The organism is Enterobacter sp. UPMP701, from assembly GCF_053709515.1.
Window position 1 is genome coordinate 53,299 of sequence record NZ_JBSKJN010000009.1, and the last position, 13,872, is coordinate 67,170.

Sequence of the window (13,872 nt, forward strand, 5' to 3'; positions counted from 1 at the left end):
AAACCCGCGCCACTGCGCGGGTTTTTTTATGCTCGTAGCAAGGCGCCCTAAGACTGACAAGGACCTAACCCATGAGCCAGCAAGTCATTATTTTCGATACTACTTTACGTGACGGTGAACAGGCATTACAGGCAAGCCTGAGTGTAAAAGAGAAACTGCAGATTGCGCTGGCTCTCGAACGTATGGGCGTCGACGTGATGGAGGTCGGTTTCCCGGTCTCTTCTCCGGGTGATTTCGAATCCGTCCAGACTATCGCTCGCACTATTAAAAACAGCCGCGTATGTGCCCTGGCACGCTGCGTAGAGAAAGACATCGACGTTGCCGCCGAGTCATTGAAAGTCGCCGAAGCGTTCCGTATTCACACCTTTATTGCGACGTCGCCTATGCATATCGCAACCAAATTGCGCAGCACGCTGGATGAGGTCATTGAACGCGCGGTCTACATGGTAAAGCGCGCACGCAACTACACCGATGACGTTGAATTCTCCTGTGAAGATGCGGGCCGTACGCCAATCGAAGACCTGGCGCGTGTCGTCGAAGCCGCCATTAACGCGGGTGCCAAAACCATCAACATCCCGGACACCGTCGGCTACACCATGCCGTTTGAGTTCTCTAACATCATTACCGGCCTGTATGACCGCGTACCGAATATTGATAAAGCCATTATCTCCGTCCACACCCACGATGATTTGGGTCTGGCCGTCGGCAACGCCATCGCCGCGGTGCACGCTGGCGCACGTCAGGTAGAAGGCGCGATGAACGGCATCGGCGAACGCGCGGGCAACTGTTCGCTGGAAGAAGTGATCATGGCGATCAAGGTGCGTAAAGACATTATGGACGTGCACACCCGCATCAATCACAACGAAATCTGGCGCACCAGCCAGACCGTCAGCCAGATTTGCAACATGCCGATTCCGGCCAACAAGGCGATTGTCGGCACTGGCGCCTTCGCCCACTCCTCCGGTATTCACCAGGACGGCGTGCTGAAGAACCGTGAAAACTACGAAATCATGACCCCGGAATCCATCGGCCTGAACCAGGTGCAGTTGAACCTGACCTCCCGTTCCGGCCGTGCGGCCGTGAAACACCGTATGGAAGAGATGGGTTACAAGGACAGCGATTACAACATGGATCAGCTGTATGACGCGTTCCTGAAGCTGGCCGACAAGAAAGGCCAGGTATTCGATTACGACCTGGAAGCGCTGGCCTTCATTAACAAGCAGCAGGAAGAGCCAGAGCACTTCCGTCTGGATTACTTCAACGTGCAGTCCGGCTCCAGCGACATCGCCACCGCTTCGGTCAAACTGGCCTGCGGTGATGAAATTAAAGCGGAAGCGGCAAACGGTAACGGCCCCGTTGATGCGATTTACCAGGCAATTAACCGCGTCACAGAATATGACGTTGAGCTGGTGAAGTATGACCTGACGGCGAAAGGGCATGGTAAAGACGCGCTGGGTCAGGTGGATATCGTGGTCAATTACAACGGCCGCCGCTTCCACGGCGTGGGCCTGGCGACCGATATCGTTGAATCCTCCGCGAAGGCGATGGTGCATGTGCTGAACAACATCTGGCGCGCCGCCGAAGTCGAAAAAGAGTTGCAACGCAAAGCTCAGAATAAAGAGAACAACAAGGAAACCGTGTAATGTCGAAGAATTACCATATTGCTGTGTTACCGGGCGACGGTATTGGTCCGGAAGTAATGGCACAGGCGCTGAAAGTACTGGAAGCCGTTCGCGCGCGTTTTGCGATGAAAATTACCACCAGCCACTACGACGTGGGCGGTGTTGCGATTGATAACCACCGTACGCCACTGCCGAAAGCGACTGTGGAAGGCTGCGAAAATGCCGATGCCGTGCTGTTTGGTTCCGTCGGTGGCCCGAAATGGGAACACCTGCCGCCTGCAGAGCAGCCAGAGCGCGGCGCACTGCTGCCGCTGCGTAAACACTTTAAGCTGTTCAGCAACCTGCGTCCGGCGAAGCTGTATCAGGGTCTGGAAGAGTTCTGCCCGCTGCGCGCGGATATCGCCGCCAACGGTTTCGACATTCTCTGCGTGCGTGAGCTGACCGGTGGGATCTACTTCGGTCAGCCAAAGGGCCGCGAAGGCAGCGGCCAGCATGAAAAAGCGTTTGATACCGAGGTCTATCACCGTTTCGAAATTGAACGTATCGCCCATATCGCCTTTGAATCAGCGCGCAAGCGCCGCCGTAAAGTGACCTCCATCGATAAGGCGAACGTCCTCCAGTCGTCTATTTTGTGGCGCGAAATCGTCAATGAAATCGCTAAGCAGTACCCGGACGTTGAGCTGTCGCACATGTACATCGACAACGCGACGATGCAGTTGATTAAAGATCCGTCCCAGTTTGACGTGCTGCTGTGCTCCAACCTGTTCGGCGACATTCTTTCTGATGAGTGCGCGATGATCACCGGCTCCATGGGGATGCTGCCATCCGCAAGCCTCAACGAAGAAGGCTTTGGTCTGTATGAGCCTGCGGGCGGCTCGGCGCCGGATATTGCAGGCAAGAACATCGCCAACCCGATTGCGCAGATCCTCTCCCTGGCCCTGCTGCTGCGCTACAGCCTGGATGCAGGCGACGCAGCAACCGCAATTGAAAACGCCATTAACCGGGCGTTAGAAGAAGGCATCCGTACCGGCGATTTAGCACGCGGCACGGCGGCAGTCAGTACCGATGAAATGGGCGACATTATTGCCCGCTATGTCGCTGAAGGGGTGTAATCATGGCTAAGACGTTATATGAAAAGTTGTTTGATGCGCACGTTGTTTACGAGGCACCAAACGAAACCCCGCTGCTGTACATTGACCGCCACCTGGTGCACGAAGTGACCTCTCCTCAGGCGTTTGACGGCCTGCGTGCGCACAAGCGCCCGGTGCGTCAGCCTGGGAAAACCTTTGCGACGATGGATCACAACGTCTCCACCCAGACCAAAGACATCAATGCGTCCGGTGAAATGGCCCGTATCCAGATGCAGGAGCTGATTAAGAACTGCAACGAATTTGGCGTTGAGCTGTACGATCTGAACCATCCGTATCAGGGCATCGTCCACGTGATGGGGCCTGAACAGGGTATTACCCTGCCGGGCATGACCATCGTCTGCGGTGACTCCCATACCGCGACCCACGGCGCGTTTGGCGCACTGGCGTTCGGGATTGGCACTTCCGAGGTGGAACATGTGCTGGCCACGCAGACCCTGAAGCAGGGCCGCGCCAAGACCATGAAAATTGAAGTGAAGGGTAAAGCCGCGCCGGGCATTACCGCGAAGGACATCGTGCTGGCGATCATCGGTAAAACCGGCAGCGCAGGCGGTACCGGTCACGTGGTGGAATTCTGCGGCGAAGCCATTCAGGCACTGAGCATGGAAGGTCGTATGACCCTGTGCAACATGGCCATTGAGATGGGCGCAAAAGCCGGTCTGGTTGCACCAGACGACATCACCTTCAACTATGTGAAGGGGCGTTTGCACGCGCCGAAAGGCCAGGATTTTGACGACGCGGTCGCGTACTGGAAAACTTTGAAAACTGACGATGGTGCCACCTTTGATACCGTTGTCACGCTGCAGGCGGAAGAGATTGCGCCGCAAGTCACCTGGGGCACCAATCCAGGTCAGGTGATTTCCGTCAACGACAGCATCCCCGATCCGGCATCCTTCGCCGATCCGGTCGAGCGCGCCAGCGCGGAAAAAGCGCTGGCTTATATGGGGCTGAAGCCAGGCGTGCCGTTGACGGATGTCGCCATTGATAAAGTCTTTATCGGCTCCTGCACCAACTCGCGTATCGAAGATTTACGCGCGGCGGCAGAAATTGCCAAAGGCCGCAAAGTGGCGCCAGGCGTACAGGCGCTGGTAGTTCCGGGCTCCGGTCCGGTAAAAGCCCAGGCGGAAGCGGAAGGTCTGGATAAGATCTTTATTGAAGCAGGCTTCGAGTGGCGCCTGCCTGGTTGCTCTATGTGTCTGGCGATGAACAACGACCGCCTGAATCCGGGCGAACGCTGCGCCTCCACCAGCAACCGTAACTTTGAAGGCCGCCAGGGCCGCGGCGGACGTACCCATCTGGTCAGCCCGGCAATGGCCGCCGCTGCGGCAGTCACCGGCCATTTCGCCGATATTCGCAGCCTGAAATAAGGAGACAATCATGGCAGAGAAATTTACCCAACATACGGGCCGGGTTGTCCCACTGGACGCCGCTAACGTCGATACCGATGCGATCATCCCCAAGCAGTTCTTGCAGAAGGTAACCCGTACCGGTTTTGGTGCACACCTGTTCAACGACTGGCGATTCCTGGACGACAAAGGCGAAGTGCCGAACCCGGAATTCGTCCTGAACTTCCCGGAATACAAAGGGGCATCCATTCTGCTGGCGCGCGAAAACTTCGGCTGCGGATCTTCGCGTGAACACGCGCCCTGGGCGCTGACCGATTACGGCTTTAAGGTGGTTATCGCCCCAAGCTTCGCGGATATCTTCTACGGCAACAGCTTCAACAACCAGCTGCTGCCGGTCACGCTGAGCGACGAGCAGGTCGATGAGCTGTTTGCGCTGGTGCAGGCAAATCCGGGCATATCGTTTGAGGTGGATCTGGAAGCGGAAGTGGTGAAAGCCGGGGATAAAACCTACAGCTTCAGCATTGATGCCTTCCGCCGTCACTGCATGCTGAACGGCCTGGACAGCATTGGCCTGACGCTCCAGCACGAAGACGCCATCTCCGCGTACGAGAAAAAACAGCCTGCGTTTATGGGCTAACGGCAATGGCCCGCAGGACGCGGGCCATTGATAAGGGTGCGTTGAGGCTCAACCACTCTGGAGAGGCGGGGAAATTTCCCCGCCAATACCGCTAACGTTTTGCTTCGTAAGCCAACACTGCCGCCAGCTCTGTTTTCTCCTGTCTGAAGTGCAGCTCACACAGCGAGTCGCGCACCATCCAGGTGAAGATCAACAGCGTCGTACAGATCAGAAACAAACCTAACAGCAGAGTACGTTTTGGCATTCCAGCCTCCTTATTGCTTTTCGACAATGAAGAGACTAACCTCGCAATGTGGGTTGTGAAGTTGGTCTCCCCATCAGTTTTTTGATGTGGGACTCTCCACTGTTTGCCTCTTGCGAAAGCCTGAGGCAAACAGCCTCAAGCACCCGCCACGCACTCTATGCGCCATATCTGCTCCTGTCAGAAAGTCGTTTCATTTCGTGAAGCCGCCTTCCAGAATCAAACATCCTTGACCCGGCAGGTCAGCCCAAGCGTCACCACCGAAATCGCCGCAATCATCCAGTAAACCGAGGCATGCCCATAGCTTTGCGCCAGCGCCCCCTGAATCACACCCGCCAGAATAACGCCCGTCGAAATGCTGTTGGTAAACAGCGTGGTCGCGGAGCCGGCGCGGCCGGGCATGAGATCCTGGAACCAGAGCATGCCGATCCCGGCAACAATCCCGATAAACACGGCGTTAAACAGCTGCAGCGCCAGCAACGCTTCACGCGAATGGAAAAGGATCAACCCTGCGTAAAAAAGCACCCCGGCCGCCACGGCGACGATCATCATCCGGCGTTTTCCGAAGCGCTTAACGTAATACCCCGCCAGAATCATCGCCGGAATCTCCAGCCCGGCGGCGGTGCCCATCAGGATCCCCGCGAGCTTGTCCGGCAGACCCAGATCGCTGCTGATCCACAGCGGCATATCGATGATGTACATGGTGTTGCAGGTCCACATCAGCGTGGAGGCGATAAACAGCATCCGGACGTTCTTATCCTGCCAGCCGCTCACCTGGGTGATGGGCTTATCCGTCGTCTGCTCAACCCGGGCGACAGAGGGCAGCGCGAAGGCAATCAGCACCAGACTAATGACAAAAATCCCCGCAGCGATGGAAAACATGGTGGTAAAGCCGTAGTTCAGCGCCAGCATGAATGCCAGCGGCGGGCCAATGACCCACGCCAAAGAGAGCTGTGCGCGCATCACCGAGCTGAACATCACCACTTCCCGCGCCGAGTTATCGGCGTATTCACGGGCCAGCGCGAAGAGCTGCGGCATGGCGGTATTCGCGAGAGAGGCCAGCAGCACGCCGCAGGTGATGAGCGTCAGGTAGTGGCGGTTGAAGGCAAAGAGCAGCGCGTTGCCCACGGCCATCGCGCAGCAAAAGAGGATCAACTTACGGCGATCGCCCTGGCTGTCGGATCGTTTCGCCAGCGCGAGGCTGACCAGGATCCCGGCAATCGCGTTGACGGTGTAAAACAGCCCCACCCAAAACGGCTGCGCCCCCACCTCGCGGCTGAGAAACAGACTCAGCGTCGGTGCCTGAAGCGCCCCTGCCACGCCCATCATAAAGGCCACCAGCATAAAAGCGGCGTACACGCCGTTCAGGCGTCGCCCCATCGTCATCAACCACAGCATGCGCAAGTCCTTGTGAAAGCGAATCGAAATTGGGTGAAAGAATAAACGAAAAAAGCCAGCAAAAACATTTTGCTGGCGGGTGATAAACACCAATACTCAGTCACACATGATCGAGGCGAGTTAGCGGGAAGAGGTCGGTTTCGTAACGTCCCACTGCATCAGTTCTTCTAACGTTTTCAGCCGTTGCTCTGCACACTGGCGGGCCAGCCAGGACACTCCCTTTGTCGCTGAAAAGTACTGCTGATAAAACTGACGTGCGGTAGACCTCTTCATAATTTACCTCCTCGCTTCATCGGGAAGAATTATTGGCCTAATATAGGGATAAATAAATTGCTGGTTTTTTGTCAGGAGTTCCCCTTTTATGCCTTCTGGTCGTCTGCAACAACAATTTATCCGCCTCTGGCAGTGCTGCGAGGGGCAATCGCAGGAGACCACGCTGAACGAGCTGGCTGACCTGCTCAACTGTTCACGCCGACATATGCGCACGCTGCTCAACACCATGCAGCAGCAGGGCTGGCTGAACTGGGAAGCCGAAGCGGGACGCGGCAGGCGCTCGCGCCTGACCTTCCTCTATACCGGTCTGGCGCTGCAGCAGCAGCGGGCGGAAGATCTGCTTGAGCAGGATCGCATCGATCAGCTGGTACAGCTGGTGGGCGACAAAGCCGCCGTGCGCCAGATGCTGGTCTCGCACCTTGGGCGCAGCTTTCGCCAGGGTCGGCATATTCTGCGGGTGCTCTACTACCGTCCGATGAAAAATCTGTTGCCCGGCACGGCATTACGGCGTTCTGAAACCCACATGGCCCGACAAATTTTCAGCGGCCTGACGCGCATAAATGAGGAAAACGGGGAACTGGAAGCGGATATCGCCCACCACTGGCAGCAGCTTTCTCCCCTGCACTGGCGTTTCTTTTTACGCCCGGGCATTCACTTCCACCATGGCCGCGAGCTGGAAATGAGTGACGTCATCGCCTCTCTGGAACGCGCCCGCACGCTTCCGCTCTATTCGCACATCTCGCGGATCCACTCTCCCACGGCATGGACGCTGGATATTGAGCTGTCGCAGCAGGATAAGTGGCTTCCCTGGCTGCTGGGCTACGTGCCGTCGATGATTTTGCCCGGCGAGTGGGAATCAATGAACAATTTTGCCAGCCTGCCGATTGGCACCGGGCCTTACTCCGTGTCCCGCAATAACAGCAATCAGCTGAAAATCCGCGCGTTCGACGACTACTTTGGCTATCGGGCGCTGATCGACGAAGTGAACGTCTGGGTATTACCGGATCTCAATGAAGACCTGAGCTGCGGGCTGACGCTGGAAGGCCCCACCACGGGAGAAAAAGCCGTGGAAAGTCGCCTGGAGGAAGGATGCTATTATCTCCTGTTTGACCGCCGCACCAACCGTGGAGCAAATCAGGCCGTCCGCAAGTGGGTTAGCCACGTTTTGTCCCCTTCCAATCTGATTTACCATGCGGAAGAGCAGTACCAGACATACTGGTTCCCGGCGTACGGCCTGCTTCCGCGCTGGCACCACGCCCGCCCGGTGCACTGCGACAAACCCGCAGGACTGGAGTCCATCACCCTGACCTACTACCGCGAGCACGTAGAGCATCGGTTTATTGCCAGAATCATGACCCGACTGCTGGCGGCCGAGGGGGTCACGCTGGAGGTCAACGAAGTCGACTATGACGAATGGCACCAGGGGGATATCACCAGTGATATCTGGCTCAACAGCGCCAACTTTACCCTGCCGCTCGATTTCTCGCTCTTCTCGCACCTTTACGAAGTCCCGCTGATCCAGCACTGCATCGATCGAGACTGGCAGCAGGATGCCGCCCAATGGCGGGCGGGCGAGATGAATCTGGCTGTCTGGTGCCAGCAGCTGATGGCGGAGCAGGCAATCGTTCCGCTGATCCACCACTGGCTGATGATTCAGGGCCAGCGCAGTATGCGCGGCCTGCGGATGAACACCCTGGGCTGGTTTGATTTTAAATCCGCCTGGTTTGCACCGCCGGAGCCATAACGCTTTCGTAATATTCACCAAATCATTACAATACTGCCGTTCTCAACGGGGTGCTGCATCAATGATGTGCGCTGAGATAATACCCGTCGAACCTGATCCGGATAACGCCGGCGAAGGGATTTGAGGCTGTCGCTCAAAATCCTTTGCCACTCAACCCTGAGGTGCAAAGTGTTAAAAAACGTTCTTCCCCTGCTGGCGCTGGTTGCACTGCCTGTTTTCGCTAAGCCCGTCCTGACGGTCTACACCTACGACTCCTTCTCTGCCGACTGGGGCCCTGGCCCGGTAGTCAAAAAAGCCTTTGAAGCCGACTGCAACTGCGAGCTGAAGTTCGTGGCGCTGGAAGATGGCGTGTCGCTGCTCAACCGCCTACGCATGGAAGGGAAAAACAGCAAGGCCGACGTGGTGCTTGGGCTGGATAACAACCTGCTGGAAGCCGCGACGCAAACCAAATTGTTTACCAAAAGCGGCGTGGCGGCAGATGCCGTTAACGTGCCGGGCGGCTGGAAAAACGACACCTTTGTGCCGTTCGATTACGGCTACTTTGCTTTTGTTTACGACAAAAACAAGCTGAAAAACCCGCCGAAGAGCCTGAAAGAGCTGGTCGAAAGTGACCAGAAGTGGCGCGTGATTTATGAAGATCCGCGTACCAGCACGCCGGGCCTGGGCCTGCTGCTGTGGATGCAAAAGGTCTACGGGGATAAAGCGCCGGAAGCGTGGCAGAAGCTGGCCGCCAAAACCGTTACCGTCACCAAAGGCTGGAGCGAAGCCTACGGCCTGTTCCTGAAAGGCGAAAGCGATCTGGTGCTGAGCTACACCACCTCTCCGGCCTACCACATTATCGCCGAGAAGAAAGATAACTATGCTGCCGCGAATTTCGCTGAAGGGCACTATCTGCAGGTGGAAGTGGCTGCCCGCACCGCCGCCAGCAAGCAGCCGGAGCTGGCCGAGAAGTTCCTGAAATTTATGGTTTCACCAGCGTTCCAGAACGCCATTCCCGCGGGCAACTGGATGTATCCGGTCACCAGCGTTGCGCTGCCCGCAGGTTTCGAGCAGTTGACCAAACCAACCACCTCGCTGGAGTTTACGCCGCAGCAGGTCGCCGCGCAGCGTTCAGCATGGGTAAGTGAATGGCAACGCGCCGTCAGCCGTTGATTCCCGGCTGGTTACTTCCCGGGCTGCTCGCCGCCGTATTGATGGTGGCGGTCAGCATGGGGGCTTTTCTTGCATTGTGGTTCAACGCGCCAGAGAGTGACCTGCTCGCACTCTGGCACGACAGCTATCTCTGGCATGTTATCCGGTTCTCCTTCTGGCAGGCGTTCCTCTCCGCGCTGCTGTCGACGATCCCGGCTGTTTTCCTTGCGCGGGCGCTGTATCGCAGACGTTTTCCCGGCAGGCAGGCGCTGCTGCGCCTGTGCGCCATGACGCTGATCCTGCCCGTGCTGGTGGCCGTTTTTGGCATCCTGAGCGTCTACGGTCGCCAGGGCTGGCTGGCCTCGCTCTTTGCGTCTTCAGGCCTGGAATGGACCTTCTCTCCCTACGGGCTGAAGGGCATTCTGCTGGCGCACGTCTTTTTCAATATGCCGATGGCGACGCGTCTCTTTTTGCAGGCGCTGGAGAATATCCCCGGCGAGCAGCGCCAGATTGCCGCCCAGCTCGGCATGCGCGGCTGGTCATTCTTCCGCTTTGTCGAATGGCCGTGGCTGCGCCGCCAGATTGCTCCGGTTGCCGCGCTGATCTTTATGCTCTGCTTTGCCAGCTTTGCCACCGTGCTCTCTCTCGGCGGCGGACCGCAGGCTACTACCATCGAGCTGGCAATCTATCAGGCTTTAAGTTACGACTACGATCCGGGCCGCGCCGCGCTGCTGGCGATGGTGCAGATGGCGTGCTGCCTTGTGCTGGTGTTGCTGAGCCAGCGACTGAGCAAAGCGATTCCCGCAGGAAGCAACAGCATTACAGGCTGGCGCGATCCGCAGGACAGCCTGCACAGCCGCGTCTCGGATTTTGTGCTGATCGCGCTGGCGCTCCTGCTTCTGCTGCCGCCGCTGCTGGCCGTTATCGTTGATGGTCTGAATATGAACGTGCTGTCAGTACTGCAACAGCCCGTCCTTTGGCAAGCGACGTGGACCTCATTGCGCATCGCGCTGGCAGCCGGGTTAATCTGCGTGACACTGACCATGATGCTGCTCTGGAGCAGCCGCGAGCTGTACGCGCGACATGCCCGTAAAGCCGGACACGCGCTGGAGCTGTCGGGCATGCTGATTCTGGCGATGCCGGGCATCGTGCTGGCGACAGGGTTCTTTTTGCTGTTCAACAGCACCATCGGCCTGCCGGAAAGCGCCGACGGCATCGTCATTTTCACCAACGCACTGATGGCCATCCCTTACGCGCTCAAGGTGCTGGAAAACCCGATGCGCGACGTCAATAGCCGCTACAGTTTGCTGTGCCAGTCGCTGGGCATGAAAGGCTGGCAGCGTCTGAAAGTGGTGGAACTCCGCGCGCTGAAACGCCCGCTCGCCCAGGCGCTGGCCTTCGCCTGCGTGCTGTCGATTGGCGATTTTGGCGTAGTGGCGCTCTTTGGCAATGAAGATTTCCGCACGCTGCCGTTCTGGCTTTATCAGCAAATTGGCTCCTATCGCAGCCAGGACGGCGCGGTCACGGCACTTTTACTGCTGGTGCTGTGCTTTGCGTTATTTACCGTTATCGAAAAACTTCCGGGGCGTGATGTTAAAACTGACTGATGTAACCTGGCTTTATGAGCACCTGCCAATGCGTTTTACCCTCTCCGTTCGACAGGGAGAGCGAATCGCAGTGCTTGGCCCCAGCGGAGCCGGAAAAAGTACCCTGCTCAATCTGATTGCCGGTTTTTTGCAGCCTGCCAGCGGGTCGATCGTCATTGATAATGGCGAGTATACCTACGCTCCGCCGGCTAAGCGCCCGGTGTCGATGCTGTTCCAGGAAAACAATCTGTTCAATCATCTTACGGTGTGGCAGAACATCGCGCTGGGGATGGATCCGGGGTTAAGGCTCAATGCTGCGCAGCGTCAGAAGCTTGAGGCGATCGCCGAACAAATGGGCCTGGCTGCGTTTATCAACAGACTACCGGGTGAGCTTTCCGGCGGCCAACGCCAGCGCGTGGCGCTGGCGCGCTGCCTGGTTCGCGAGCAGCCGCTGCTGCTGCTCGACGAACCCTTTTCGGCGCTCGACCCGGCCCTGCGTCAGGAGATGCTCTCGCTGGTTGAAGAGGTTTGCGAGCGCGAACAACTGACGATGCTGATGGTTTCGCATAGCATCGAAGATGCCGTACGCATCGCGCCGCGATCGGTGGTGATCGCGGAGGGACGTATTTTGTGGGATGGAAGTACAGAAGAACTGCTGAGTGGTAAAGCGGGGGCGTCTTCGCTGTTGGGCATTCGTGCCGTCTGATGCCCTCACCCTGACCCTCTCCCACAGGGAGAGGGAATAAATCTTAACGGCTCACCACCTTCAACAGGATCTCACCGTATACCGGCATCAGCGGGTGGCGGATCAGCGCGATCAGCGCCACAACGGCCACACCCAGCGTCAGCGGGGCCAGCCACAAAAGACGAGAGCGCGGAAGATAGCGTGTCAGGCGATCGACACTGGCTTTCGCGCTGCGCCACAGGCGCCAGCAGAGCCAGGCAGCCAGCCAGAGCAGTACCGCCGTTCCCAGCAGCAGCCACTTAAACTCACCGCTTTGCATACCATCAGGGATATCGATCGCCGCCCCCGCCAGGATACCCGGCAGGAAGTAAAACGGCGGCCAGAAGACGCAGCCGATAATATTCGGCACCACGAATTTTGCGACGGGCAGATCCAGCATCCCCGCCACCATCGGCACCAGCGGGCGCGTTGGCCCAACAAAGCGACCAACCAGAATGGTGAACATGCTGTGCTGGTGCAGCGCATGCTCGGTTTTATCCAGCAGCGCTTTGTTCTTTTTCATAAACGACCAGCGGTGCAGCGGCTTCTTAAAGCGCCAGCCCAGCCAGAAGGAGATCCAGTCCCCCAGCAGGCAGCCGATAATCCCGGCCAGCCACGCCTGCCAGAAATTGACCTCACCGCTGCCGATCAGCGCCCCAAGCCCCGCCATCATCACGGTGCCGGGCAGGATCAGCCCAACCAGCGCCAGCGATTCCAGAAACGCCACCAGCGCCACGGCGATGAGCGAGTACATAACGGACTGGGTAATAAAGTGTTCCAGCAATGCCTGCATAACTATTCCGGTCAGAAAACGAATCAGCGATTCTGCTTAGCGCCCCGCACCGCGTCAAGGCATCAATTGTCTGAATAGTTTACAGGATGCTCCTGAAGTTCACCTGAATGTTTACCGTTTATTCACATCCCGCGCGGAATTCGCTCGGGCTGGCACCGGTGCACTTCTTAAACACGCGAGAGAAATAGAGCTGATCTTCAAAGCCCACATTGCGTCCGACGGTCGCGATAGGCATCCGGGTGGTGCTGAGCAACAGCTTTGCCTGACTGATGCGCTGATCCTCGCGCCAGCTCAGCACGCTCACGCCAAGCTGCTGGCGGAAAAGATGCGACAGCCGCGACGGCGACAGGCACACATGCTGGGCGACGCTGGCAATATCAAACTGGCTGTCGGCAAGGTGGTCGCTGATGTACTGGCAGGCATCGCGCACGCGGTTGTCCAGCGGCGGGTTAAGGGATTCGTTAATAGCCTCCATGCGGCGCAGCAGCACCTGCTCGAGCAGGTTTATGGCCAGCAGTTCGGCATAGCGCCCGCCCGCCTGACCTGCCTCAATAATCTGCGCGAATAGCTCACGAAACTGCGCCAGATGCGCCTCATCCGGGCGATAAAAACCGGTTTGCGCGAAAATGGCTGGCCACGACAGCCACTCCTGCCAGTAGGCGCGCGGACGGAAATAGACCCACTGGTGATACCACTCTTTGGCGTCCGGGTGACGGCCATAGTGGTGGATCTCCCCTGGCGGGAACAGCAGCATATCGCCGGGGCGGCAGATAAACTGCTGATCGCCGTTTTTGATGACCCCTTCACCGCGCACGGTGAGGTTCAAAATATACCCTTTCATGCCGAGCGGTCGGTCGACGTAAAAATCGAGATATCCCTCAGCCTCGATAGGGGTCAGTCCCGCCACAAGGTGCGCGTTAAACGAGTATCCCGGCAGCAGGGGATCGTTTTGCGGTTCGGCCATAGATTCAGTTCTCCCAAGGGTCCTGAAGGAAACCAATTGTCCATATCACTAAAAGCAGGTTAAAAATGGCCCGCGAAAAGATCCAAAAAGCATCACGCCTCTTTTACGTCCGCCATGTTTCAGCCTTTCCCCCTGATTTCTCCGCCAGCACGGGCAGATAAGCAGTAACAAAAGTGTCTATAAGTGCGGCAGAAATGTCCACATTGAATATTTGCACGGCGTCACACTTTCAATCGCAACAGCAATTTAGTCCATAAGATTAGCG

Annotated in this window: 13 protein-coding genes and 1 riboswitch; of the genes, 8 read left to right on the forward strand and 5 right to left on the reverse strand. The window is 57.5% G+C overall.

The window, feature by feature from the left end; all coding sequences use genetic code 11:
• Positions 1-71: 71 nt before the first annotated feature.
• From leuA to leuD, 4 genes are read left to right on the forward strand one after another with little or no spacing between them, the layout of a single operon-like run.
• Positions 72-1,643 (forward strand): 2-isopropylmalate synthase, encoded by a 1,572-nt coding sequence (leuA, locus tag ACWKXT_RS17730; RefSeq protein WP_023334495.1) that lies wholly within the window; start codon positions 72-74, stop codon positions 1,641-1,643.
• A complete protein-coding gene (gene leuB / locus ACWKXT_RS17735) occupies positions 1,643-2,734 on the forward strand; it encodes a 3-isopropylmalate dehydrogenase (protein WP_454533033.1) in 1,092 nt (363 codons plus the stop codon). Before leuA ends, leuB begins: the two co-directional genes overlap by 1 nt.
• A gap of 2 nt (positions 2,735-2,736) precedes the next feature.
• Positions 2,737-4,137 carry a 3-isopropylmalate dehydratase large subunit gene (gene leuC / locus ACWKXT_RS17740; protein WP_454528358.1) on the forward strand — a complete coding sequence of 467 codons (1,401 nt, stop codon included), beginning with the start codon at positions 2,737-2,739 and terminating at the stop codon, positions 4,135-4,137.
• 10 nt (positions 4,138-4,147) lie between these two features.
• Positions 4,148-4,753 carry a 3-isopropylmalate dehydratase small subunit gene (gene leuD, locus ACWKXT_RS17745; protein ID WP_003856384.1) on the forward strand — a complete coding sequence of 202 codons (606 nt, stop codon included), beginning with the start codon at positions 4,148-4,150 and terminating at the stop codon, positions 4,751-4,753.
• 91 nt (positions 4,754-4,844) lie between these two features.
• On the opposite strand, the gene ACWKXT_RS17750 is transcribed toward leuD, so the two are convergent.
• The 3 genes from ACWKXT_RS17750 to sgrT all read right to left on the reverse strand — a co-directional run bounded on the left by ACWKXT_RS17750 (position 4,845) and on the right by sgrT (position 6,665).
• Positions 4,845-4,997, reverse strand: a complete 153-nt coding sequence (locus ACWKXT_RS17750) for a Hok/Gef family protein (RefSeq protein ID WP_010427008.1) — start codon at positions 4,995-4,997, stop codon at positions 4,845-4,847.
• A gap of 216 nt (positions 4,998-5,213) precedes the next feature.
• Positions 5,214-6,392, reverse strand: a complete 1,179-nt coding sequence (locus tag ACWKXT_RS17755) for a sugar efflux transporter (RefSeq protein ID WP_336239194.1) — start codon at positions 6,390-6,392, stop codon at positions 5,214-5,216.
• Between the two features lie 120 nt (positions 6,393-6,512).
• A complete protein-coding gene (gene sgrT, locus ACWKXT_RS17760) occupies positions 6,513-6,665 on the reverse strand; it encodes a glucose uptake inhibitor SgrT (protein ID WP_119916050.1) in 153 nt (50 codons plus the stop codon).
• Positions 6,666-6,753: 88 nt separating this feature from the next.
• Here sgrT and sgrR point away from each other — a divergent pair, with 88 nt between their 5' ends.
• The 4 genes from sgrR (at position 6,754) to thiQ (ending at position 11,832) form a co-directional block, all read left to right on the forward strand.
• Positions 6,754-8,409 (forward strand): HTH-type transcriptional regulator SgrR, encoded by a 1,656-nt coding sequence (gene sgrR, locus ACWKXT_RS17765; protein WP_454528361.1) that lies wholly within the window; start codon positions 6,754-6,756, stop codon positions 8,407-8,409.
• A gap of 36 nt (positions 8,410-8,445) precedes the next feature.
• Positions 8,446-8,546: riboswitch (TPP riboswitch) on the forward strand.
• A gap of 31 nt (positions 8,547-8,577) precedes the next feature.
• On the forward strand, positions 8,578-9,561 hold the full coding sequence (thiB, locus tag ACWKXT_RS17770) for a thiamine ABC transporter substrate binding subunit (RefSeq protein WP_454528362.1): 984 nt from the start codon (positions 8,578-8,580) through the stop codon (positions 9,559-9,561).
• A complete protein-coding gene (gene thiP, locus ACWKXT_RS17775) occupies positions 9,537-11,147 on the forward strand; it encodes a thiamine/thiamine pyrophosphate ABC transporter permease ThiP (protein WP_454533034.1) in 1,611 nt (536 codons plus the stop codon). The genes thiB and thiP overlap by 25 nt, the downstream gene beginning before the upstream one ends.
• Positions 11,131-11,832, forward strand: a complete 702-nt coding sequence (gene thiQ, locus ACWKXT_RS17780; protein WP_454533035.1) for a thiamine ABC transporter ATP-binding protein ThiQ — start codon at positions 11,131-11,133, stop codon at positions 11,830-11,832. Before thiP ends, thiQ begins: the two co-directional genes overlap by 17 nt.
• A gap of 43 nt (positions 11,833-11,875) precedes the next feature.
• On the opposite strand, the gene ACWKXT_RS17785 is transcribed toward thiQ, so the two are convergent.
• Both ACWKXT_RS17785 and araC read right to left on the reverse strand, forming a co-directional pair.
• A complete protein-coding gene (locus ACWKXT_RS17785) occupies positions 11,876-12,643 on the reverse strand; it encodes a DedA family protein (protein ID WP_454533036.1) in 768 nt (255 codons plus the stop codon).
• A gap of 118 nt (positions 12,644-12,761) precedes the next feature.
• Entirely contained in the window at positions 12,762-13,607 is an 846-nt protein-coding gene (gene araC, locus ACWKXT_RS17790) for an arabinose operon transcriptional regulator AraC (RefSeq protein WP_454533037.1), read from the reverse strand.
• Between the last annotated feature and the right edge of the window lie 265 nt (positions 13,608-13,872).

Coding starts and splice junctions, on each gene's coding strand:
- leuA (WP_023334495.1), top strand. CDS start 72: ATGAGCCAGCAAGTCATTATTTTCGATACTACTTTACGTGACGGTGAA.
- leuB (WP_454533033.1), top strand. CDS start 1,643: ATGTCGAAGAATTACCATATTGCTGTGTTACCGGGCGACGGTATTGGT.
- leuC (WP_454528358.1), top strand. CDS start 2,737: ATGGCTAAGACGTTATATGAAAAGTTGTTTGATGCGCACGTTGTTTAC.
- leuD (WP_003856384.1), top strand. CDS start 4,148: ATGGCAGAGAAATTTACCCAACATACGGGCCGGGTTGTCCCACTGGAC.
- ACWKXT_RS17750 (WP_010427008.1), bottom strand. CDS start 4,997: ATGCCAAAACGTACTCTGCTGTTAGGTTTGTTTCTGATCTGTACGACG.
- ACWKXT_RS17755 (WP_336239194.1), bottom strand. CDS start 6,392: ATGCTGTGGTTGATGACGATGGGGCGACGCCTGAACGGCGTGTACGCC.
- sgrT (WP_119916050.1), bottom strand. CDS start 6,665: ATGAAGAGGTCTACCGCACGTCAGTTTTATCAGCAGTACTTTTCAGCG.
- sgrR (WP_454528361.1), top strand. CDS start 6,754: ATGCCTTCTGGTCGTCTGCAACAACAATTTATCCGCCTCTGGCAGTGC.
- thiP (WP_454533034.1), top strand. CDS start 9,537: ATGGCAACGCGCCGTCAGCCGTTGATTCCCGGCTGGTTACTTCCCGGG.
- thiQ (WP_454533035.1), top strand. CDS start 11,131: ATGTTAAAACTGACTGATGTAACCTGGCTTTATGAGCACCTGCCAATG.
- ACWKXT_RS17785 (WP_454533036.1), bottom strand. CDS start 12,643: ATGCAGGCATTGCTGGAACACTTTATTACCCAGTCCGTTATGTACTCG.
- araC (WP_454533037.1), bottom strand. CDS start 13,607: ATGGCCGAACCGCAAAACGATCCCCTGCTGCCGGGATACTCGTTTAAC.